This is a genomic window from Mesorhizobium sp. M7A.F.Ca.US.007.01.2.1, assembly GCF_003998165.1.
GTDB lineage: Bacteria > Pseudomonadota > Alphaproteobacteria > Rhizobiales > Rhizobiaceae > Mesorhizobium > Mesorhizobium ciceri.
Genome location: NZ_RZQP01000100.1, coordinates 1 through 21514, shown reverse-complemented (window position 1 = coordinate 21514; position 21514 = coordinate 1). Strand labels below are relative to the sequence as shown.

General features: G+C 64.2%; 17 protein-coding genes and 1 pseudogene. 10 read left to right on the top strand and 8 right to left on the bottom strand.

Features of this window, described 5'->3' with window-relative positions:
* Positions 1-159: pseudogene (locus tag EN949_RS36575) on the top strand (MarR family transcriptional regulator); the annotation flags it as partial.
* A 7-nt stretch (positions 160-166) separates the two neighbouring features.
* On the opposite strand, the gene EN949_RS18840 reads toward EN949_RS36575, so the two are convergent.
* Entirely contained in the window at positions 167-4126 is a 3960-nt protein-coding gene (locus EN949_RS18840; protein ID WP_127371750.1) for an AsmA family protein, read from the bottom strand.
* Between the two features lie 129 nt (positions 4127-4255).
* Here EN949_RS18840 and EN949_RS18835 point away from each other — a divergent pair, with 129 nt between their 5' ends.
* Positions 4256-5239: a Dyp-type peroxidase gene (locus EN949_RS18835; protein ID WP_127371070.1), complete on the top strand. Its 984-nt coding sequence runs from the start codon at positions 4256-4258 to the stop codon at positions 5237-5239.
* Between the two features lie 41 nt (positions 5240-5280).
* Here the strand turns inward: EN949_RS18835 and EN949_RS18830 are convergent, their stop codons facing one another.
* Positions 5281-5802, bottom strand: a complete 522-nt coding sequence (locus tag EN949_RS18830) for a hypothetical protein (protein ID WP_013531009.1) — start codon at positions 5800-5802, stop codon at positions 5281-5283.
* Positions 5803-5919: 117 nt separating this feature from the next.
* The gene (locus tag EN949_RS18825) at positions 5920-7332 is read right to left on the bottom strand and encodes an FAD-linked oxidase C-terminal domain-containing protein (RefSeq protein ID WP_013531008.1); all 1413 of its coding nucleotides are present in this window, start codon (positions 7330-7332) and stop codon (positions 5920-5922) included.
* 163 nt (positions 7333-7495) lie between these two features.
* Here EN949_RS18825 and EN949_RS18820 point away from each other — a divergent pair, with 163 nt between their 5' ends.
* Positions 7496-7975, top strand: a complete 480-nt coding sequence (locus tag EN949_RS18820; protein ID WP_013531007.1) for a thioesterase family protein — start codon at positions 7496-7498, stop codon at positions 7973-7975.
* A 235-nt stretch (positions 7976-8210) separates the two neighbouring features.
* Entirely contained in the window at positions 8211-8408 is a 198-nt protein-coding gene (locus EN949_RS18815; RefSeq protein ID WP_013531006.1) for a hypothetical protein, read from the top strand.
* Between the two features lie 28 nt (positions 8409-8436).
* Here the strand turns inward: EN949_RS18815 and EN949_RS18810 are convergent, their stop codons facing one another.
* Positions 8437-8916 (bottom strand): Lrp/AsnC family transcriptional regulator, encoded by a 480-nt coding sequence (locus tag EN949_RS18810; RefSeq protein WP_013531005.1) that lies wholly within the window; start codon positions 8914-8916, stop codon positions 8437-8439.
* 89 nt (positions 8917-9005) lie between these two features.
* On the opposite strand from EN949_RS18810, the gene EN949_RS18805 reads away from it, so the two are divergent.
* The 3 genes from EN949_RS18805 to EN949_RS18795 all read left to right on the top strand — a co-directional run bounded on the left by EN949_RS18805 (position 9006) and on the right by EN949_RS18795 (position 11612).
* On the top strand, positions 9006-9914 hold the full coding sequence (locus EN949_RS18805) for a DMT family transporter (RefSeq protein WP_013531004.1): 909 nt from the start codon (positions 9006-9008) through the stop codon (positions 9912-9914).
* A gap of 106 nt (positions 9915-10020) precedes the next feature.
* On the top strand, positions 10021-11169 hold the full coding sequence (locus EN949_RS18800) for a histidine kinase dimerization/phosphoacceptor domain -containing protein (RefSeq protein ID WP_013531003.1): 1149 nt from the start codon (positions 10021-10023) through the stop codon (positions 11167-11169).
* Positions 11166-11612, top strand: a complete 447-nt coding sequence (locus EN949_RS18795; protein WP_013531002.1) for a response regulator — start codon at positions 11166-11168, stop codon at positions 11610-11612. The genes EN949_RS18800 and EN949_RS18795 overlap by 4 nt, the downstream gene beginning before the upstream one ends.
* Before the next feature lie 9 nt (positions 11613-11621).
* On the opposite strand, the gene EN949_RS18790 is transcribed toward EN949_RS18795, so the two are convergent.
* Positions 11622-12509, bottom strand: a complete 888-nt coding sequence (locus EN949_RS18790; protein WP_127366016.1) for a dienelactone hydrolase family protein — start codon at positions 12507-12509, stop codon at positions 11622-11624.
* Between the two features lie 427 nt (positions 12510-12936).
* Between EN949_RS18790 and EN949_RS18780 the strand changes: the two genes are divergently transcribed.
* Positions 12937-13371 (top strand): hypothetical protein, encoded by a 435-nt coding sequence (locus tag EN949_RS18780; protein ID WP_013530999.1) that lies wholly within the window; start codon positions 12937-12939, stop codon positions 13369-13371.
* A gap of 137 nt (positions 13372-13508) precedes the next feature.
* On the opposite strand, the gene EN949_RS18775 is transcribed toward EN949_RS18780, so the two are convergent.
* Positions 13509-15824 (bottom strand): glucose/quinate/shikimate family membrane-bound PQQ-dependent dehydrogenase, encoded by a 2316-nt coding sequence (locus EN949_RS18775; RefSeq protein ID WP_063168289.1) that lies wholly within the window; start codon positions 15822-15824, stop codon positions 13509-13511.
* Positions 15825-16018: 194 nt separating this feature from the next.
* On the opposite strand from EN949_RS18775, the gene EN949_RS18770 reads away from it, so the two are divergent.
* Complete coding sequence (locus EN949_RS18770) at positions 16019-16849, top strand: DUF2059 domain-containing protein (protein ID WP_127366017.1); 831 nt, start codon at positions 16019-16021, stop codon at positions 16847-16849.
* 91 nt (positions 16850-16940) lie between these two features.
* A complete protein-coding gene (locus tag EN949_RS18765) occupies positions 16941-19541 on the top strand; it encodes a UvrD-helicase domain-containing protein (protein ID WP_063172473.1) in 2601 nt (866 codons plus the stop codon).
* 147 nt (positions 19542-19688) lie between these two features.
* On the opposite strand, the gene EN949_RS18760 is transcribed toward EN949_RS18765, so the two are convergent.
* Both EN949_RS18760 and EN949_RS18755 read right to left on the bottom strand, forming a co-directional pair.
* On the bottom strand, positions 19689-20738 hold the full coding sequence (locus EN949_RS18760) for an ABC transporter permease (protein WP_027160618.1): 1050 nt from the start codon (positions 20736-20738) through the stop codon (positions 19689-19691).
* A partial coding sequence (locus EN949_RS18755; protein WP_164782515.1) for an ATP-binding cassette domain-containing protein occupies positions 20735-21514 on the bottom strand: 780 nt, incomplete at its 5' end. The genes EN949_RS18755 and EN949_RS18760, both read right to left, overlap by 4 nt.

Here is a 21514-nt window from a genome sequence, read left to right as displayed (position 1 = left end):
GTCACAAGGGATCAGGACAAGGACGACCATCGCCGCGTGCTGCTGCAACTGACCGAGCGCGCCGACGATTGCCTGGCCGAGCTGTCGGCGGCGCATCTCGACGAGCTGTCACGCATCGAACCGATGCTGCGGCGGCTGCTCGATCGAGACCGTGGGTAGTCGACTACTACTGCAGCGACTTCAGCAGATTGTCGATCGTGAACGGATTGGCCTTCGGCTTGGCCGGCGGCGGATTGTCGTTGGCCTGCGGCAGCGGGGCACGCTCCACCTTCGGAGGCTGCGCGGCCTTGCGTTCGGCTTCGAGCCTTGCCTTTTCCTGCGAGGCAATACGCATCGCCTCTTCCGCCTTCTGCCGCTCCTGCTCGGCCTGCGCCTTGGCGGCCTCGTCGGCGGCCTGCTTTTCGGCAGCCGCCTTCGCGTCGGCATCGGCCTTGGCTTTGGCATCTGCGTCCGCCTTGGCTTTCGCCTTCGCGTCGGCCTGAGCCTTTGCGTCCGCCTCAGCCTGAGCCTGTGCATCCGCTTCGGCCTTGGCCTTGGCGTCAGCTTCGGCTTTGAGCCGCGCTGCCTCCTCCTGCCGGCGCAATTCCTCGGCCGCCTTGTCGCGAGCATCCTGCAGCGCAGCGTAATAGCGCACTTCGCGCCGCAGCCGCTGCTTCTCGAGCAGCGCGGCCTGCATCGCCTCGACGCGCTGCTGCTCCTTCTCCAGCGCGCGCTGGGTCAGGAACTGCGCCAGCGGCTCACTGTCGAATGCTCGTTTGACCGCGCCGAACGGCCCCTCGGCGGTGAAATTCACAACCGGCTCGGAGCCGACCAGCGCCTCGTCGCCAGGCTGATAAGTGATCGCACCCTTGGCCGACACCGTGGCCGCGTTGAGATCCGCCGTGATGTCGGCGGACAAGGTCGCCGCTGGATTTTCCAGGCTGACCGGCGGCGCCCGCAGCGTGCCGCCGGCAACCGTGAAGGCTATGTCGGCATCGCCAGCGGCAAAGCTGCCATCAGCGGCGATCTCGGGCGCGAAGCCGGCGGTCTTGGCCGCATCGATGTCGCGCCCGATCGCATCCGCCTTGGCGAGGAACGCACTGAACGCATCTGGATTGAGGCCAGCAACTTTCACGCCCTTCAACGCCGCAGTTCCGGAGCCTGACAAGGCAGCCACCATCCCTTCGACCGATTTGCCGCTGCTTGACAGCGCCGTCGACAAATCGCCGATGCCGCTGATGCCGGCATCCGGCAGCACGGTCGCCAGATCGGCGCCCGCCAGTTTCATCTGGCCAGAGAACAGCCCGGTGCCGTTGTTGTTCTTCAACTCGAATAGGCCGGTCAGCGCCCCGCCCAGCAACTTCGCCTTGAGATCCGAAACGCGGATGCCTTCCTGGTCGAGCTTGAGCGAAAAGGCGGCGTCATAGGCGGTGGCGAACCGGCCGGCGGCCAGTGCTGCCGTCGTCAGGTCGAGGTCGGCGGTGAATGGCAGGCTGGATTTCTGGCTGAACGGTGTCGCCGGCCACACGCCACCCTTGCCTGCCCGGTCTTTGGCTGCGCCCTCCTTGTCGGCCAGAAAGGCGGAGTCGCCGAACAGCGCCACCGCCAGGGGATCGAGGTCAAGTTCGTCGAGCGCCAGCGCCCCGGCCAGATGTGGCACGCCGTCCTTTACATCGATATTGACGTCGCCGGACATCGCCGCTTCGTTGATGGCGCCGCTGAGTTCGTCCAGCACCAGCAGGCCGTTGCCGTAGTCGCCCTGCGCGGCGAGCGACGTCGACATGCCCGCCCCCATGCCTGGCAGGCCGATGCCCGACGTCATCAGCCATGGCTCGATGTCGGCGGCATCGAGGCTGAGCTTGCCCTTGGCGGCGAGGCCTTGCGGCGTGTCGGCGATCGTTCCCTCGAAACCGGCCTTGAAGTCATTGCCGGCAAGGCTGAAATTCGTCGCCAGGCCGCCGCCAAACGTGCCCTTGGCCTGAATATCGGTGTTTGCCTCGCCCAGCATGCCGAGCGGCAGCGCCGGCAGGCCATAGAGCGCCAGCAGCGCGGTGGCATCAGGATTCTTGGCGTTGAAGGTCAGCGCCACCGGCGCTTCGAGAAGCTTGTCCACCGCCCCCTTCCCCGACAGCGACGCCGAAAAGGCCGAGCCGCCGGCCTTGCCTTGCCCGCTTACCGCCAGGCCCGTGGTGCCGTCGCCATTGTCGGCCGCACTGGCCACCAGGTCGATGCGCGCATCCTGGAACAGCTCGGGATAGGCAGCAGCACGGCTCGACAGTCCCTTGAGCACGGCACTGTCGGGATAGTGCTGGGCGGCGACATCGATCAGCGGCTTCAGATCGACGGCAACCACCGACGCATCGAGCTTGCCGGTCGGGCTCGCGGGGAAATCCTTGATCCGGCCGGTGGCGCTGATCGAGGCGCCGGCCAGCCCGCCCACCGAAAGCCGGTCGATTTCGAGCAGCCCGTCGCGCAGCCTGAGCGCCGTGTCGACCGTGTCGGCGGTCAACCCACCGGCGTTGACCGGCCCGGCCTTGATCTGGAAATCGAGGTCGCGGTCGGCAAAGCGATTGGCGCCCTTGTCGCTGACGAAGATCGAGGCGAAGGCCGCCAGCCCGTCGACATCGAGATCACCGCCTTCAAGCCGCATCAGCACCGAGGGCTTGGCATCGTCGGGCTGGCTGGAATCGATGCGGCCGGAAAACTTCGCCTTGCCCAGGATCAGTTCGAGATCGCTGAAGGCCTGGCGCTTCTGCGAGAGGTCGACCTTGGCCTTGAAGCCGGCGGCCGGCAGGCGGCGGATCGCCTCGTCGACATCCTTCGACAGCCAGGCGGCAAAGCCGGAAGGTTGGGCCACGGCCAGCAGCAGCGAGCCGTTGAAGCCGAAATGACCCTCCAAATTGAGCACCAGCATGCCATCCGCTTCCAGCGTGGTGCGGCCGGGCAAGGTCGCGGCAAGCGATTTCACCGACCAGCCGCCATCGACCGGCTCGGCGGAAAGATGCACGTCGCGCACCGTGGTGTCGCCGACCACCACCGCCGGCAGCTTGACCTCGACCGTGCCGGGGATGGTCGGCTTCGGCATATCGAGCAGCGCTTGCTCGAACGCCGCGATGCGCTGGTCCAGCGTCAGGCCGGCGCCGGCTTCGGCGCCCACCGCCTCGTCGAACTGCACCTGCGCGCCATTGGCCTCGATGGCGAAACTCGGTTTCAGCCCGAGATCGACAGAAGCCTTGCCATCGGCGGTGTAGGGGTTGTCGAGCGGCCCGGTCTCGAAGCGGAATTCGTCGACCCCGAGTTTCTGGTGGTCGAGCGAAAATTTGCCGTTCAGCCGAAAGCCCGGATCGGGCCTACCGGCCGAGACTTTCACCGTCTCGCCATCGGTGCCGCGCAGCTCGGCGCTGTTCTTGTCGGCACCGGAAATCTTGAACTGGCCGGAGTAGACGGCGGCTCCATTGACGATGCCGGCATTGCCGTCGGTCTCGATGACCAGCGGATACGCGTCCGGATCGGCCTTCAGCCGAAACCGCATCTGTCCTGAGCCTTCGGCCTTGCCGGTGGACGCGGTGACCGCGGTGCGCAACCCGTCCAGCCGCAGCGTGCCGTCCATGCGCCATGGGCCGGCCAGCGACTTGGCCGAGACGGTCGAATTGATCTCGGAAAACAGATGGCTGCGCCCGCCAGCGGCATGGCGAACTTCGATCTGACCCTCCGTCACCGTCAGCTTCTCGATCGAGATCTGGCTGGGGTCGAAGGGCGAGGACGGCCGTATCGCCCAGTCGACAGTGCCGTCATTGGCGATATCGATGGTCGCTTTCGGCCGCACCAGCCGCATGTCGAAGATCAGCACTTCACCGCGCAGGAAGGGCGCCAGTTCCGCATCCATCGAAAACGTCTCGACCGTCATGGCCGGCTGGCCGTTGGGGCCGCCGGCGACGGCGACATTCGAGAAGGTCACCGAAGGGAACGGTAACAGCCTTGCCGTGGCGTCGCCCTGCACGGTCACCTTGCGGCCGAGAATGGCGCTCGCCTCGCGCTCGAAGTCGGCGCGGTAGCCGGTCCAGTCGATAAAATACGGCACCACCAGCGCCGCACACAGCACCAGCACGAACAGGCCACCGAAGATCACGAACAGGCGTGCGAGCATCAGCTCCGAACAGGTTGGTTGAATTTCCGCCGCACTCTACCCGCATCCGCGTGTCGATAAAGAGGCAATTCATCCAGTTGCGCGATCTCCGGTGATCTGAAACAAATCCCGGCGAAGCGGAGAAATCGGATGTCGGGCAAGAACTGGGATCGCGTGCCGATCGATGCGCAAAGTGTCGACGCTCCGCTGTCCCTTTCGGCGGTCTTTCTTGTCGTCACCGTCGCCAGCGAGCAGAGCGCGCTCGCCAAGGTTGCCTCCGTGCTCGGCGGGCTCGACGATCTCGTCAAAACCGTCGGGTTCCGCGATCTCTCCGGGCGGCTGTCGTGCATTGCCGGCATCGGCCGCGATCTCTGGGATCGTCTTTCTCCAGATCGGCGGCCGCTGGAACTGAAACCGTTCGCACCGATCAAGGGTGCCGTTCATTCGGCGCCTTCGACCGCCGGCGATCTCCTCTTCCACATCCGCTCCGAGCGCCCCGACATGTGCTTCGAGTTCGAGCGCATCCTGCTCGACAATCTCGGTGACGGCGTAAGCGTCATCGATGAGGTTTCCGGCTTTCGCTATTTCGATGCGCGCGACCTGCTCGGCTTCGTCGACGGGACCGCCAACCCGACCGGCCTCGACTTGCCCGCCTCTGCGCTCATCGGCGATGAAGACGCCGACTTCGCCGGCGGCAGCTATGTCGTCGTCCAGAAATATCTCCACGACATGCAGGCCTGGGCGCGCATTCCGACGCCCGAGCAGGAAGCGATCATCGGCCGCACCAAGATCGACAACATCGAAATCGACGATGACGATGCGCCGCGCAAATCGCACAAGTCGCTGGCCACCATCGAGGATGCCGCCGGCAACGAGTACGATATTTTGCGCGACAACATGCCGTTTGGCAGGCCGGGGCAGAACGAGTTCGGCACCTACTTCATCGGCTATTCCAGATATCTTTGGGTCACCGAAAAAATGCTGCAGCGCATGTATATCGGCGAGCCGCCGGGCGCTTACGACCGCCTGCTCGATTTCTCCACGCCGCACACCGGCACGACATTCTTCGCGCCAACCCGCCCCATGCTGCAAGTGCTTGTCGAGGGCGGACAGGCGAAGCCTGCCGCACGGTAGGCAGGCGTCCTCAACGATTTCAGCCCGCGATCACCGCGAATTCAGCGTGCGTCGCGCTTTGCCTGTGCCACCTTGGCCGCCCTGCGCTGCCGGCCGAGTTCCATTGGCCGGACCAGATCCGGCGCCCTCTGGTTCGCCACCGGCCGCATACCCCTGCGCGCGGTGCGCGAGTTGAAGGCGGGGCCGTCCGATGCCGCCCCTTGCTTCATCACCAATGCCTTGCGCGCATTCTCGATCAGCGAAACGCTGGCGGCCAGTTGCCGGCGCCGCTCGGCCTCGCCATTCAGGCGCCGCATGGCCATGGCCAGCACCGCAAGCTTGAGCTGCGACCCGCCATCAGCCTTCGAAGGCGTAGCGCCCTTCGCCGCGCCCTTGCCCCGGATCTCACGCCGGCGGCGGTGTGCTTCGGTCTGCGCCTTGTCGCGCCGCTCCCGCAACAGCTTGACCAGGCCGGCAAGATCGGCGTCGGAGAGCTCCTGCACCGCCGGATGGTGAGACTTCTCCACCAGATCGTGTTCGTCGGCACTCAGCGCGCGCGCTTCTTCCTTGCGTGAAATCGCCATGGCATCCTCCTCCGCTGGCACGCCTGTTGGCTTCAGGCCCTGCTACCGGCCAAGCCTCGGCCCGAATGGTGGCGCGGTCAAGACTGGCCGCCTACGAACCTTGCGTCGGAAAATCGGTTAGTTTCCCGGCAAGATCTTGCCCGGGTTCATGATATCAAGCGGATCGAGCGCCTGCTTGATGGTGCGCATGATGTCGACGCCGTGGCCGAGCTCGTGGCGCAGGAAGCCGATCTTGCCCTGGCCGATGCCGTGCTCGCCGGTGCAGGTGCCGTCCATGGCGATGGCCCGCATGTTGAGCCGCGCGACGAACTTTTCCGACAGCGCGATCTCCTTGGGATCGTTCACATCCATCAGCACAAGCACGTGGAAATTGCCGTCGCCGGCATGGCCGACGATCGGCGCGATCAGGCCCATCTCGGCGATATCGGCCTCGGTTTCCATGACGCATTCGGCAAAGCGCGAGATCGGCACGCAGACATCGGTCGACAGCCCCTTGGCTCCCGGCCGCAGGGTCAGCGACGACCAGTAGGCGTCGTGCCTCGCCTTCCACAATTTGGTGCGCTCCTCGGCGACGCTGGTCCACAGGAACGGCCCGCCGCCATTTTCCTCCGCGATCATGCCGAAGGTTTCGGCCTGTTCGGCAACGCCGGCATCGCTACCATGAAACTCGACGAACAGGCACGGGCTCTCGGGATAGTCGAGCTTGGAATAATTCTTCATCGCCCGCATCTGCAAGGCGTTGACCAGTTCGATGCGCGCCACCGGGATGCCCATCTGGATCGTCGCGATGACCGCGTTGCAGGCCGCCTCGACGCTCGGAAACGGGCAGACGCCGCCCGAAATCGCCTGCGGGATGCCTTGCAGCTTCAAGGTCAGCGACGTGATGATGCCGAGCGTGCCTTCCGAGCCGACCAGCAGCCGCGTCAGATCATAGCCGGCCGAGCTCTTTTTCGCCCGCTTGCCGGTCGTCACCGTTTCGCCGTCGGCCATGACGGCGGTCAGCGACAGCACGTTCTCGCGCATCGTGCCGTAGCGCACCGCATTGGTGCCGGAGGCCCGAGTCGCCGCCATGCCGCCGAGCGAGGCATTGGCGCCCGGATCGATCGGAAAGAACAGGCCGGTGTCGCGCAGATGCCGGTTCAAATCCTCGCGGGTGACGCCGGGTTCGACCGTGCAGTCGAGATCCTGTGGATTGACCGCCAGGATACGGTTCATGCGCGATGTGTCGACCGATATGCCGCCGCCCGGAGCATTGGTGTGACCCTCCAGCGAGGAGCCGACGCCGAAGGCGATCACCGGCACGCGGTGCGCCGCACAGGCGCGCACGATCTCCTGCACCTCGGCCGTCGTCTCGGGGAACGCAACGCCATCCGGTGCCTGCGTCGGAATGTAGGTGGTGGTATGTGCATGCTGCGAGCGGATCGCCTGGCCGGTCTGGAATCGCTCGCCGAGCTGCTGCTTGAGGATGCCGAGCACCGCGGCGATGCCTTCCTCGTTGCGTTCGACCGGGTTGAGGTCGCTCAGAGCCATGAATTCCTCCGCGAATGGACCAGCGTCCATGCTTGTTATGCGTCTATGGATGCGTAAAGCAATTCCAGGAAAAGTGTGAAGCAGTTTTCCGTCCGAAATTGCGTCAGAACAAATAGAGTCTCCGGAGCCACGCTCTGTCCAGCACCAGAACAAGGAAGTTTCGATGCCCATCCCCACTCCCTTCGTCTCGAAACCCATGGACATCGAGAAGGACTGGATCGACTACAACGGCCATCTCAACATGGCCTATTACAACGTGCTGTTCGACCGCTGCTCGGACGACGCCTTCGAGGCAATGGGCATGGGACCGAACTATGCCAGGGATCGCCGCCTCACCATCTACACCGCCGAAGTCCATGTCTGCTACGTGCAGGAGCTGCATCTCGAGCACAAGGTCACGGTCTCTTTCCAGCTCATCGACCATGACGACAAGCGGCTGCGGGCCTATCAGGAAATCCGCCATGTCGACGGCTGGCTGGCCGCGACTTCCGAATCGCTGTCGCTGCATGTCGACATGTCCGGGCCGAAGGTGGCGCCCTTCCCCGCCGATGTGCTGGCCAGGGTCGAAGACATGCGCGCCGCCCATTCGGCCCTGCCGATGCCGGAACGGGCCGGCCGCTCGATCGGCATCAAACGCAAATAGGGCGATGCCGACACGTCTCGTTTCCGGCTTCAAAGCCACACCGGCGATCTAAAATCGCAGAACCTTGCCGTCGACCGGCGGCGGCGCTTGAAGCGATGCGGCGCCCTCGTTAACCTTACCAAGGTTTTAACGGGAACAAGCCATTTGAGCCGTTGCGCGACTCAGCGGGCCGGTCGAAAACGATCTGCATCGAGGTAGCGACACGGGCGGCGCGGCGCCGGTTCGAGGAAAGTGCATGAAAACCGACATCAAGGTCGAGGTGGACAGGTTGGCTGCCGATCCGCGCATCACCGACTACGATTTCTGGCGCTCGCTCAAGAACGTCAACAATGAGATCTTCCACATCGCCAACAACAACGAGCCGATCCCGTTCGACATGATCCGCTGGCGCGCCATCCTGAAACAGGCGCGCATGAAGCGCGGCCACGCATAAGGTCCTCGAACGGAACAATCCCCGCAGGTCAAGCCTGGCGCCTCAACGCCGCCAGGGCCGAACGCGCCACCACCGGCGAGGACTGGATGATCGCCGTGTTGGTCATCGCGTAGGGAATGATGCGGTCGATCACCCGCTCGAGGTCGACCACCGACCCGACATGCGCCAGCGCGATGAAACAATCCTCTCCGGTTACGCGGTCGCATTGCACGATCTCCGGCAGTTCGCGGATGATCTCGGCCACGACGGCCAACTGCCCCGGCACTGGCCGGATGCGCAGCCATGCCGACAGCGGCAGGCCGAGTGCCGTCGGGTTGATCCTGACCGAATAGGCCTCGATGACGCCGCTTTCCTGCAGCCGCTTGATGCGCTCAGCCACACTCGGTGCCGACAGGCCCACCGAGCGTGCCAGCTCCGCCGTGCTGGTGCGCGCGTCCTTTTCCAGCAGGCGCAGGATCTTCATGTCGGCGGCATCGAGATCGGCGCTTTCAGTTCGAAGGCGCTTCATGGAAAACTCCTTTATTCCGGGAGAAAGATAGCCGAAATAGCTAATCATCATCTATATAAATAGGCAAATCTGCCTGCGATACTGATCCGATGGATGATCAAACGCAAGCTCTCGCGGCGACCCCTGCCCCGGGCAACTTCACCCTGGGCAAGCTGACGGAAAAACTGCCGCCGCATGTCTGGTTCGGCGTCAGCGCCGTCTTCCACTATCTCGGGCCGGCCTTCGCCGTGCTGCTTTTCCCGCATGTCGGCGTGCTCGGCATGGCGTGGCTGCGCATCGCCACGGCAGCACTCATCTTCGCACCCCTGACCCGTCCATGGCGAAGCTTCGCACGCGCCGATGGCACGACGCGGCTGCTGTTGCTGGCCTTCGGCGCCTGTCTGGCGGTGATGAACTGTTCGTTCTACCTGGCGCTCGACCGACTGCCGATCTCGCTGGTGGCGGCGATCGAATTCGTCGGCATCATCGGCGTCGCGGCGATCGGCCTCAGGAGCACGCGCAATCTCGCCGCCCTTGCCATCGCCGTCGCCGGCACCTTGCTGCTCATCGATGTCAGATGGTCCGACGATCCCATCGGGCTGTTCTGGGCCATCCTCAACGGGGCGCTGTTTGTCGGTTACATCGTACTCGGCCATCGCGTCGCCGCTTCAGGCGCCGGCAGCGGCATCGCCGGCCTGGGTGCTGCCATGGCGATCGCCTTCATCGTCGTGCTGCCGATCGGCTTCACCGATGCGCTGCCGGCCTTTTTCTCACTGCCGCTGCTGCTCGCCGCCATCGGCGTCGGCATCTGCTCGTCGGTCATTCCTTACATCTGCGACCAGCTCGCCATGTCGCGGCTGCCACGCGCGAGCTTCGCGCTGATGCTGTCGCTGCTGCCGGTCACCGCGACGCTGATCGGCGTCGTCGTGCTGCGCCAGATTCCGGGTTTTATCGATTGCCTCGGCATTGCGCTGGTGGTCGCCGGCGTCGCCTTCCACAAGCCGGCATCGGCCGGCTAACTCCGGAGACCTGATTCTCGGTACGAACTGCGACAGGAAGGCTCAAGATTGAACCAAATCGGCGTCTGATCCGTTGTCACCCGCGAAAATGGCTTGGAGTGACAGAATGGAATGGAAACGGACCAGGGAGCCTGCCGACGCCTGGCACATGACGGACGATCTGCATGTCGAGCACGGCAAGGGCGATCCGTTCGCGGCGGCTATCCGCGCCACCCGCATGTCGATGATCATTACCGATCCCCGACAGCAGGACAATCCTATCGTGTTCGCCAATGACGCTTTCCTGCGACTGACCGGATATGAGCGTCATGAGGTTCTGGGCAGGAACTGCCGCTTCCTGCAGGGACCGAAGACCGACAAGGCCGCTGTCGAACAGATACGCGCGGCGATCGAGGATGAAACCGATGTCAGCGTCGATATCCTGAACTACCGCAAGGACGGCTCGACCTTCTGGAACGCGCTCTACATCAGCCCCGTTTCGAACGACAAAGGCGATTTGCAGTTCTTTTTCGCATCGCAGCTCGACGTCTCGGATCGCAAACAATCGGAGAGTCGCATTAACGCGGAGAAGGACCGCTTCGAAAAGGCGGTGAAGGAACGCACCGCGGAACTGGAAGCCGCCCTCGAGGCGCAGACCACCTTGCTGCATGAGGTGGATCACCGGGTGAAAAACAACCTGCAGATGATCTCTTCCCTCATCATTATGCAGCGGCGGACCATACGGGACGAAGCGATCAGGCGTTCGTTGACCACCATGCTGGAGCGCATCGAAGCCCTGAGCACGGTGCATCGGCGGCTTTATCAGTCGAAGGACGTCAGCAAGTTCGATGTGGCGGATTTCGCCAAGGATCTGGTGACAGACCTGCTGACGGCGTCGGGGCGCTCTGAGATCAGTCCGGCTCTCGACCTGGAACCGATCGTCATTTCCGCGGAAAAGGCAACGCCCGTCGCTCTGATGGTCAACGAACTCGTCACCAATGCTCTCAAGCATGCCTTCAAGTCCAAGCCCGACGGAATGTCGGCCGGCCGCCTGGGCATCAAAATGAGCCAGCCCGACGGCCACTTGAATATCGAGGTGTCGGACGACGGCGTCGGCATGGCCGACGCCAACGGCGATGCCTCGTTCGGCATGCGGCTGATCAAATCGCTCGCCCGCCAGTTGCATGCCGAGATCGAATGGCGCGACACCGGCCCCGGCACGAAGGTCGTTATCTCGATCCCGAACGAACCTCAGGAAAAAGGGAATGTGTCATGATTGAGCCGCTCAAGGTCCTGATCATCGAGGACGAAGCGCTGCTGGCAATGGAGCTGGAGAGCCTTGTCGAGGACGCCGGCCACAGCGTCGTCGGCTGGGCGACCTCTTCGGCGGAAGCCATGGCCATGGCGGATGCGACCGAAGCCGATATCGCCTTCGTCGACATCCATCTGAGTGACGGGCCGTCCGGCATCGACGTGGCCAAGTACATAGGCGAAAGGAAGAGTTCGACGGTGGTGTTCATGACCGCCAATCCGAAGCGCATCCCCGATCATTTCGCCGGCGCGATCGGCGTCATAGCCAAGCCTTACACGATGAACGGGCTGACGTCGGCGTTGCGGTACCTGCAGGAAGGCGTGCGCCGCCCGCCCCCCGTTTCGGCGCGGCCGGCCGGCTTCACCCTGTCGCCGGCCTTCGAAACCGCCTGGGCGCCGGCGGCATGACAGCTGAAGTCATTTCAGTTTTTCCCGAAGGAAGGCGATCGTTCTGCCCCAGGCGAGGTCAGCCGCCTTCTTGTCGTAGCGCGCCGCCGACGTGTCGTTGTTGAAGGCGTGGTTGGCGCCTTCATAAACATAGACCGTGTAGTCGACATGCGCCGCGTCGAGTTCCTTCTTGAAGGCGTCGATGCCGGCATTGATGCGCTCGTCGAGTCCGCCATAGTGCAGCAGCAAGGCCGCCTTGATCTTGGATACATCGGCGGCCTTCGGCTGCATGCCGTAATAGGCAACGCCGGCACTGAGATCGGGCGCGTTGACGGCCAGCATGTTGACCGTGCCACCGCCCCAGCAGAAGCCGATAGCGCCGACCTTGCCGTTGCCGTCCTTGTCGCTCTTGAGGAAAGCGACGGTCGCAACACCGTCAGCGATGGTCTGCGCCGGATCGAGCTTGCCGAACATGTCGCGCGCCCTGTCTTCGTCGGTCGGCGTGCCGCCGAGCGGCGACAGAAAATCCGGCGCCAGCGCCACGAAGCCTTCCAGCGCCACGCGCCGCGCCACATCGCGGATATGCGGGTTGAGCCCCCTGTTCTCATGCACGACGATGACGGTACCGAGCTTGCCCGTCTGGTTCGCCGGCTTGACCAGATAGCCCTTCATCTCGCCGCTGCCGCCGGGGTAGCTGATGTCCTCGCCCTTCACGCGCGGATCGTTGTCGGCGACGATTCCTGCTTGCGCCGAATTTGCCGCCAGAAGCGGCGCGATCGCCGCCGCCGCCGCACCTGATCCGGCAAGCCGGGTCAACTGCTCCATGAACCGGCGGCGATCGAGCGTCAGATGCGTGTACTCGTCATAGGCGTCGATCATCGCCTGGGTGATGGTGGGCTTGGCGTCGGGTCTCGTCATGGATGGGCTCCTCTGCTTCGGGCTTCAATTCCCAGCTACATAGGGACCAAGCCGGCATCATCCAGTCGAGCACTCATCGCTGCCGTCGATCGCCTCAGGCGTATGCCGCCGGCCGCGTCCGGGCAGCAAAGCCGGTGCCCATGCGCGGCCGTGTCATCACTTTTTAGTCATTGGCGATAAATCCTGCTGGCGCTGCCACAATCGTGAAGGAAGGTGGCTATCGACGGTATCTTGACCGCGTGCCTCAGACCCAGAAGGAAGCGAGACCATGACCATGCCTTCCCCGATCCTCGCCAGCGCGGTCGTCCTTGCGGGGGCCGCCGCTTTGGCCCTACGCTCGATGGTTGTGAATGCAGGCAGACTATCGTTGATCAGGGTCCGCACTGAGCGGAACCGCAACACGAAAACCCAGGGTTGAGGTGACGCCATGAACGTCCAGGACATCGTCAACACCGTTTCGCAGAAGGCGGGCCTCGACCAGGCGACGACGGAGAAAGTCGTCGGCACCATTTTCTCGGTGCTCGAACACGAGGCGGAAGGCACCAGCGCCTCGGCGTTCTTCGCCAAGATCCCCGGCGCCGACGACCTCGCCCATCAATATGACGTCATGGCCGCCGCTCCGGCCGGCGGTGGCGGTTTTCTGTCGTCGTTGCAGGGCGCGCTTGGCGGCGTTCTCGGCGAGAAGGCCGGCGCGCTGATCAACGGCATCGCCGCGCTCAAGGCATCCGGGCTCGACATGGCGCAGATCCAGAAGGCCGGCGCGACGCTGATCCAGCAGGCCGAAGCCGCCGCCGGCCCCGACCTGACCAACAAGGTGCTCGGCTCGGTGCCCAGCCTGAAGGGTCATTTGGGGATTGGCTGATCGACAACGGGCCGATCGGAAGATTCCCGCCCCTCATCGCCCAGTCGGGCACTTTTCCCCGTCACTATGCGGGGAAAGGACACCGGCACAGATGAGGGGCGGCGCGACCTCTGAAAGATCGCGTTACCCTGTCGCCCCTACTTCGGCAGCGCGTAGGCCATCACATAGTCACCCGGCTTGGTGCCGACCGAACCGTGGCCGCCGGCGACGATGACCACGAACTGGCGGCCGTCGGCGACCGTATAGGTCATCGGCGTCGATTGCCCGCCGGCCGGCAGCCGCGCCTGCCACAGCTGCTTGCCCGATGTCAGGTCGTAGGCGCGCAGATAGTCGTCGACTGCGGCCCCCAGGAAGGCGACGCCGCCGGCGGTGATCATCGGCCCGCCGATGCCGGGCACGCCGACCTTCAGCGGCAGCGGCAGCGGCGTCATGTCGTAGACGGTGCCGTTGCGGTGCTTGTAGGCGATCTTGCCGGTCCTGAGATCGGCACCGGCGACATAGCCCCAGGGCGGCGCCTGGCAAGGAATGCCGAGCGGCGACAGGAACGGTCCCATCACCACCGCATAGGGCGCGCCCTCGTTGCGGTTCAGCCCCTGTTCGCTGCCCCGCCCTTCGTCCGGCGGCGGCACCTGATCGCGCGGGATCAACTGCGACTTGAACGCCAGATAGGTCGGCATGCCGAACAGCACCTGCCGGACCGGGTCGACGGCGACGCCACCCCAGTTGAAGGTGCCGAAATTGCCGGGGTAGATCAGCGAGCCCTGGACGGAAGGCGGCGTATAGCGACCCTCATAGCGCAGGCCCTGGAATTCGATCCGGCAGGCCAACTGGTCGAACATGGTGAGGCCCCACATGTCGGCGCCGGTCAGCGGCTTCGGCATGAAGGTGAGGTCGGAGACCGGCTGCGTCGGCGATGTGTGGTCGCCTTCGATCGCGCCGCCGGGCGCCGGCACTTCGTTGACCGCGATGACCGGCTCACCGGTGCGGCGGTCGAGCACATACAGATCGCCCTGCTTGGTCGGTCCGACCAGCGCCGGCACCACCGTGCCGTCGGGTTTGGTGATGTCGATCAGGCTCGGCTGCGCCGGTACGTCCATGTCCCAGAGATCGTGGTGCACGGTCTGCCGCACCCATCGCACCTGTCCGGTGTTGAGGTCGAGCGCGGTGATCGACGACGAGAACTTCTCGACATTGGCACTGCGCCCGGCGCCGAGCTGATCCGGCGTCTGGTTGCCGAGCGGCACGTAGAGCAGGCCGAGCTTCTCGTCGGCGCTCGGCGTCGACCACATATTGGGCGAGTTGGCGGTATATGTCTGGCCGGCCGGCAGCGGCGTCGTCTGGTCCGGATTGCCGGAATCCCAGTTCCACACCAGCGCGCCGGTGGCAGCGTCGTAGGCGCGGATGACGCCGGACGGCTCCTGCGTCGAATAATTGTCGTTGACCGCGCCGCCGACAATGATCTTGCCGCCTGAGATCAGCGGTGCCGAGGTCGAGTAATAATAGCCCGACTTCGGATAGGGCATGTTGGTCAGAAGGTTCAGCGTGCCGCCCTCGGCGAAAGCCGGGCAGATCTGCCCGTTGGCGGCGTCGAGCGCGATCAGCCGCGCATCCGAGGTCGGCAGGTAGACGCGGGTCGCACAGGGCTGGCCGGCGGCGCCGGCGGCATCGGCGTAATAGGCCACACCGCGGCAGGTCTGGTGCTGGCGGTCCTTGTCAAGCTTGACCTTGGGATCGAAGCGCCATTTCTCCTTGCCGCTCGCGGCATCGATGGCGATGGCGAAATTATGCGGCGTGCAGATGTAGAGCGTGTCGCCGATCTTCAGCGGCGTCACCTGATAGGTGGTCTCGCCGACATCGTCCGGTCCCTTCACGTCGCCGGTCTGGTAGGTCCAGGCAGGCTGCAGCTTGGCGACATTGTCCGGTGTGATCTGGTCGAGCGGCGAATAGCGCTGGCCGAACTGCGTGCGGCCGTAATAGTGCCACTCGCCGGCCGGCACGTCATTGCCGAGATTGGCGTTGGCGACCACCTTGTCGGTGCCGAGTTCGCCGGCAATGTCCTTCGGATCCGAAGTCATCGAATAACCGGCGACGGCCAGTGATGCCAGCACGGCAAGGATCAGCGGCGCGCGTGCGTCAGGGCCGACAAGACCCCGCCTCGCCCACGGCGTCAGCAGCCACAAAGCGAGAAGCACGATGACGCCGCCGCGAGGCCCGAGTTCCCACCAGTCGAAGCCGGTTTCCCAGACCGCCCAGGCCAGCGTGCCGAGCACGATCGCCGCGTAGAGCCACAGTGCGGTGGACCGGCGCCGGTAGAGCAGCCAGGCGGCGATCAGGAAGGCAAGGCCAGCAACGACATAGTACCAGCTGCCGCCCAGCATCGCCAGGCGGATGCCGCCGCCGCCGAGTGCCAGGCCGATGAGGAAAAGAATGAGGGAGGTGATGGTGACAGCCAAGATGATACTCCTTCGACTGTTGCGCTTTGCCACGCCAAGGACAGCCCGATGTCCCGTTCCTGCCCTGCGCACAGCTTTCTCCTGCCCGCCCCGCCTGTCAAGCTGGCCCACACGCCAAGGTGGCAATTCATCTTGCCTGCGGTCGGGTTATCGAGCAGTCTCCGTCGCAGCATCACCGTGGAGTAGACCGAGTCATGCCCTTCGTCTTTCCGCCATGGATGCGCATTGCCGGCGCGCTGTTCGGCTTCGTCGTGCTTATGGCTGGCAGTCAACCGGCGTCGGCACAAACGCTCGAGGAGATCAACAAGGCAAGCGGCTTCCACGAGATGCTGGCCGGCCTCGGCCCAAGCATAGTCGCCGGCATCAAATCCGTGCCGGGGCCGGAAAAAGTCAAGGAAGCCTTGTCCGCCGCCGCTGAAGGCGCTTTTGACGCTGACAGGATGGAGAAAGCCGTAGAGGCGCGGATGACGGGCCGGTTGCAGCCCGTCGATCTCACCGATCTGGCTGCTTTCTTCGATTCACCATTGGGCAGGCGGGTCACAGCCCTGGAGATCCAAGCGTCCGATCCGCAAGCCGTGGGGCGCAAGAAGATCGAAGGTCCGAAAATCCTTGGAGGACTTCAGGCGGGAGATCCGACACGGCTCGCGTTGTACCGGAAAATCGTCGACGATACCAGCGCCGTGGACATGGCTGAAGCGATCGCATTGAACATGGGCTATGCGATGGTTTCGGGAATGCTCGCGGCAGCCGGGCAGCCTTTATCGGATCAGCAGATAATGGTGCTGGTGCACAAGCAGGCCGGCAACCTTCGTGAAAAAGCCGAAAAGGGGATCATGGAAGGAAATGCTTTCGCCTATCGTGACTTGTCGCTCGACGATCTCAGGCTTTACGCGGCATTTCTCGCGTCCCCTGCGGGCAGCCATTACTACGACCGGATGCAGACGGCACTCGGCGCCGTGATGACCGATGAGGCGCGTTCGTTAGGGCAGCGATTTTTCGTCGCTCTCGGCTACCGCAAGGCCTGAACAGCCCATACATCCTTGCCGCCAGCACTTTAGCGGAACAAAACGTAGACAGTTCTGGTCTTTCCCCACCGAATCACTACATTCGGGGGCGATGTCCGGCTTTTCCGAAGACATGCCCTTTTTCGACGAACCCAATGCGCGGCCCTCGGCCCCGTCGGGTATCGCCGCGCGCGCCATGGCTGCCCGCAGCGGACACAACAACGCACCCGACTATCTGAAGGGCCTCAACCCGGAGCAGCGGCTAGCTGTTGAAACAACGGAGGGCCCGGTTCTGGTGTTGGCCGGCGCCGGCACCGGCAAGACCCGCGTGCTCACCACCCGCATCGCCCACATCCTCGCCACCGGCAAGGCGTTTCCGTCGCAGATCCTCGCGGTGACCTTCACCAACAAGGCCGCGCGCGAGATGAAGATCCGCATCGGCGTGCTGATCGGCGAAGGCAATGTAGAGGGCATGCCGTGGCTCGGCACCTTCCACTCGATTGGAGTGAAGCTGCTTCGCAGACATGCCGAACTCGCCGGTTTGCGCTCCGACTTCACCATCCTCGACACCGACGACGTCGTGCGGCTGATCAAGCAGTTGATCCAGGCCGAGGGGCTGGACGACAAGCGCTGGCCGGCCAAGCAGTTCGCCCAGATGATCGACGGCTGGAAGAACAAGGGGCAAGGCCCCGCCGACATTGCCGAGGGCGACGCGCGCGCCTTCGCCAACGGCAAGGGCCGCGAACTCTACAAGGCCTATCAGGAGCGGCTGAAGACGCTGAACGCCTGCGATTTCGGCGACCTGCTCTGCCACCCGATCCGCATCTTGCGCGCCAATCCGGACGTGCTGAAGGAATACCATAAGCGCTTCAAGTACATCCTCGTCGACGAGTACCAGGACACCAACACCGCCCAGTACATGTGGCTGCGGCTGTTGGCGCAAAGGCCTCAAGGCAAGCCGATCTCCCCCCTTGAGGGGGAGATTGGGCGCTCTTCGGCCGAAACCCGCGCCACCGTAAACATCTGCTGCGTCGGCGATGACGACCAATCCATCTATGGCTGGCGCGGCGCCGAGGTCGACAACATCCTGCGTTTCGACAAGGATTTCCCCGGCGCCACCATCATCCGGCTGGAGCGCAACTACCGCTCGACTGCGCACATCCTTGGTGCCGCCTCCCACCTCATCGCTCACAATGAGGGCCGCTTCGGCAAGACGCTGTTCACGGATCGCAACGATCCCGAGGATGGCAAGGTCAATGTCCACGCCGCCTGGGATTCCGAAGAAGAAGCCCGCGCCATCGGTGAGACCATCGAGGCCTATCAGCGCCAGAAGCACAATCTCAACGACATGGCTATTCTTGTCCGTGCATCCTTCCAGATGCGGGCCTTCGAGGATCGCTTCATCACACTCGGCCTCAACTACCGCGTCATCGGTGGCCCGCGCTTCTACGAGCGCCTGGAAATCCGCGACGCCATGGCTTTCTTCCGTGTCGTCGCGCAGGGCGCCGACGACCTCGCTTTCGAGCGCATCGTCAATGTGCCCAAGCGCGGCTTGGGCGAAGCCACCATCCGCCAGATCCACGACACCGCCCGTGCGCTGCGCATCCCTATGCTGGAGGCCGCCGCCAAGCTCGCCGAAAGCGACGAGTTGAAGCCGAAGCCGCGCGCCGCCTTGCGCGAAGTGGCGGCCAATTTCGAGCGCTGGCAGAAGGCGCTGGAAACCACGCCGCACACCGAACTCGCCGAGACCATTCTCGAAGAGAGCGGCTACACGGACATGTGGAAGAACGACCGCTCGGTGGAAGCCCCCGGCCGGCTGGAGAACCTGAAAGAGCTGATCCGCTCGATGGAGGAGTACGAATCGCTGCGCTCCTTCCTCGAGCACGTCGCGCTGGTCATGGACGCCGAACAGAATGCCGGGCTCGACGCCGTCTCGATCATGACGCTGCATTCGGCCAAGGGCCTCGAATTCGAGACCGTGTTCCTGCCCGGCTGGGAGGAAGGCCTGTTCCCGCATCAGCGCGCGCTCGATGAAGGCGGCCGCTCCGGGCTGGAGGAAGAGCGCCGCCTCGCCTATGTCGGCCTGACGCGGGCCAAGAAGAACCTGCATATCTGGTTTGTTTCCAACCGCCAGATCCATGGCCTGTGGCAGTCGACGATCCCGTCGCGCTTCCTCGAGGAATTGCCGAACGCCCATGTCGAGGTCGCTGAAAGCGGCAACTCCTACGGCGGCTACGGCAATTCCTATGGCGGCGGTTCCTTTGCCTCCGGCCGCGGCGGCCAGGGCGCAGGACGGCAGAACCCCTATGGCGCCTCGCGCTTCGACAATGTCGGCGCCGACAGCGAAAAATCCGGCGCCTTCTCCAACACCTATGCGACGCCGGGCTGGCAGCGCGCGCAGGCCAACCGCACCGAGGCGACCGACCGCAACTGGGGCTCGCGCTCGGGCCACCAGGTCGAGCGCATCGGCTACGGCGAGACGGACAGCGGCTACGGCGCCGGCCGCACCTCGGTCAAGGGCCGCACCATCGACGGCGAGCTGGTCGCCAAATCCGTCTCCGACAAGCCGTCCGCCTTCAACGTCGGCGACCGTGTCTTCCACCAGAAATTCGGCAACGGCAACATCTCGGCCATCGAAGGCAACAAGCTGACCATCGACTTCGACAAAGCCGGCCAGAAACGCGTGCTGGATGGGTTTGTGGCTGCGGTGTGAAGATGGCGTTTTCCCCGCGGAAGCCTCACCTTCGTCATCCACGGGCGAAGCAAGGAGCGTAGCGACGCGGCGCAGACCCGAGGATGACGAAGTGATTGATGTCTACGCCAATCGTCAAGGCATGCGGTCCGCCAACGAAACAGCCCCTCACCGATACCGCGCCTGATTCCATTTGTGCCCCAGCAGCGACAGGATGATGATCAGCCCGTTGAAGAACTGCACATAGAAACCGCTCAATCCCGCCGCCACGACGCCGGTCTGGATGAAGGACACGGTGACCGCGCCGATGGCGCCGCCGACGACGGTGCCGATGCCGCCCCAGGTCGGCGTGCCGCCGACGAACACCGAGGCCAGCACCGGCAGGAGATAGCCGTCACCGGCGGTCGGCCACCAGGTGAAGTTGATCATCACCGAGAAGGTGCCGGCGATCGCCGCACCGATGCCGACGAAGACGAACACTTTCACCCGCACGCGCTTGACGTCGATGCCCATCTGCTGGGCGCTGTCGGGATTGTCACCCACCACCCTCACCTGCGCGCCGAAACGATGGCGGTTATAGAGCATCGCCGACAGCACGACGAAGCCGATGGCCCAGAAGATCTGCACCGGAATGCCCAGGAGCTGGCTGGAGAAGATCGTGTAGGCCCAGCTGTCGCTGAGGCTGGTCAGCGCCATCGACTTGCCCTCGTTGATGATCTGGATCAGGCCGCGCAGCAGGAAATTCATGCCCAGCGTGGCGATCAACGACGACAGCCCGCCATAGACGACCAGCGAGCCTACGAGGAAGCCGAGCAGCATGCCGGTGACGAGTGCCGCGGCGATGCCGAGAAACGGATCGTAACCGGCCTGCACGACCAGCGCGAAGACCCATGAGGCGAAGCCCATCGTTGCCGGAAACGACAGGTCAATCTCGCCGCAGGTGACGACGAAGACCAGCGGCACCACCACGAACAGCGCAACGGGGAGCGTCGTCAGCACCGAACGGTAGAGATACCAGGTGGTGAAAACGGTCGGGTTGGCGATCAGGAACACCGTCATCATGACGATGAACACGGCGAGCGTGCCGAGCGCGGCACGGTTGTCGAGGATGAAGCCGCGCATCCAGTGATCGGATGGGTGCCTCCATTCCTTCTGAGAACTGGGACGGGGAATGCCGGAGGACGGCTCGTGCAGGTCGGGCTCCATGGTCTTGCTCATCGTGCTCTCTGCTCCGCGTCGCCGGCATCGTGCAGCCCGGCCAATCCGCCGGGATGCGCAACCTCTTCCATGAAGTTGATGAGGTCTTCGGCCGACTTGACCTCGCTGCGGTCGGTCGTCAGTGCGATCCTGCCGCGATCCAGCACCACGAAGCGGTCGGCGATGTCGAAGACATGATGGATGTTGTGGCCGATGAACAGGATCGAGCGGCCGCTCGCCCGCACCTGGCGCACGAAATGGAATACCTTGGCGGTTTCGGTCAGCGACAGCGCCGTCGTCGGTTCGTCGAGGACGATCAGCTCGGCCTGCTTGTAGATGGCGCGGGCGATCGCCACGCCCTGGCGTTCGCCGCCCGAAAGCTGGCCGACGATCGACTGCGGCGTGAACACTTTCGAGGTGAAGCCGATCTCGCGCATCAGCCGGCTTGCCTCCTCGATCTCCTTGTTGACCCTGAGAAAGCCCAAGAATCCGGTCAGCTCGCGGCCCATGAAGATGTTGCGAACGATGGTCTGCTGCACGGCCAGCGCCCGGTCCTGGAACACCGTCTCGATGCCGGCTTCGCGGGAACGCGCCGCGCTCCACCCGGTCACCGGCTTACCACGCACGAGGATTTCGCCGCTGGTCGGCTTGACCACGCCCGAGAGGATCTTGATCAGCGTCGACTTGCCGGCGCCATTGTCACCGAGCAGGCCGACCACCTCGCCGCGGTCGACGCTGAGATTGACCCCGCCCAGCGCATAGACCTGGCCATAGGACTTGCTGATGTCGCGCAGTTC

Excerpts from the sequence above, each read along its gene's own strand:
- EN949_RS18840 (WP_127371750.1), bottom strand. The coding sequence starts at position 4,126 with ATGCTCGCACGCCTGTTCGTGATCTTCGGTGGCCTGTTCGTGCTGGTG.
- EN949_RS18835 (WP_127371070.1), top strand. The coding sequence starts at position 4,256 with ATGTCGGGCAAGAACTGGGATCGCGTGCCGATCGATGCGCAAAGTGTC.
- EN949_RS18830 (WP_013531009.1), bottom strand. The coding sequence starts at position 5,802 with ATGGCGATTTCACGCAAGGAAGAAGCGCGCGCGCTGAGTGCCGACGAA.
- EN949_RS18825 (WP_013531008.1), bottom strand. The coding sequence starts at position 7,332 with ATGGCTCTGAGCGACCTCAACCCGGTCGAACGCAACGAGGAAGGCATC.
- EN949_RS18820 (WP_013531007.1), top strand. The coding sequence starts at position 7,496 with ATGCCCATCCCCACTCCCTTCGTCTCGAAACCCATGGACATCGAGAAG.
- EN949_RS18815 (WP_013531006.1), top strand. The coding sequence starts at position 8,211 with ATGAAAACCGACATCAAGGTCGAGGTGGACAGGTTGGCTGCCGATCCG.
- EN949_RS18810 (WP_013531005.1), bottom strand. The coding sequence starts at position 8,916 with ATGAAGCGCCTTCGAACTGAAAGCGCCGATCTCGATGCCGCCGACATG.
- EN949_RS18805 (WP_013531004.1), top strand. The coding sequence starts at position 9,006 with ATGGATGATCAAACGCAAGCTCTCGCGGCGACCCCTGCCCCGGGCAAC.
- EN949_RS18800 (WP_013531003.1), top strand. The coding sequence starts at position 10,021 with ATGGAATGGAAACGGACCAGGGAGCCTGCCGACGCCTGGCACATGACG.
- EN949_RS18795 (WP_013531002.1), top strand. The coding sequence starts at position 11,166 with ATGATTGAGCCGCTCAAGGTCCTGATCATCGAGGACGAAGCGCTGCTG.
- EN949_RS18790 (WP_127366016.1), bottom strand. The coding sequence starts at position 12,509 with ATGACGAGACCCGACGCCAAGCCCACCATCACCCAGGCGATGATCGAC.
- EN949_RS18780 (WP_013530999.1), top strand. The coding sequence starts at position 12,937 with ATGAACGTCCAGGACATCGTCAACACCGTTTCGCAGAAGGCGGGCCTC.
- EN949_RS18770 (WP_127366017.1), top strand. The coding sequence starts at position 16,019 with ATGCCCTTCGTCTTTCCGCCATGGATGCGCATTGCCGGCGCGCTGTTC.
- EN949_RS18765 (WP_063172473.1), top strand. The coding sequence starts at position 16,941 with ATGTCCGGCTTTTCCGAAGACATGCCCTTTTTCGACGAACCCAATGCG.
- EN949_RS18760 (WP_027160618.1), bottom strand. The coding sequence starts at position 20,738 with ATGAGCAAGACCATGGAGCCCGACCTGCACGAGCCGTCCTCCGGCATT.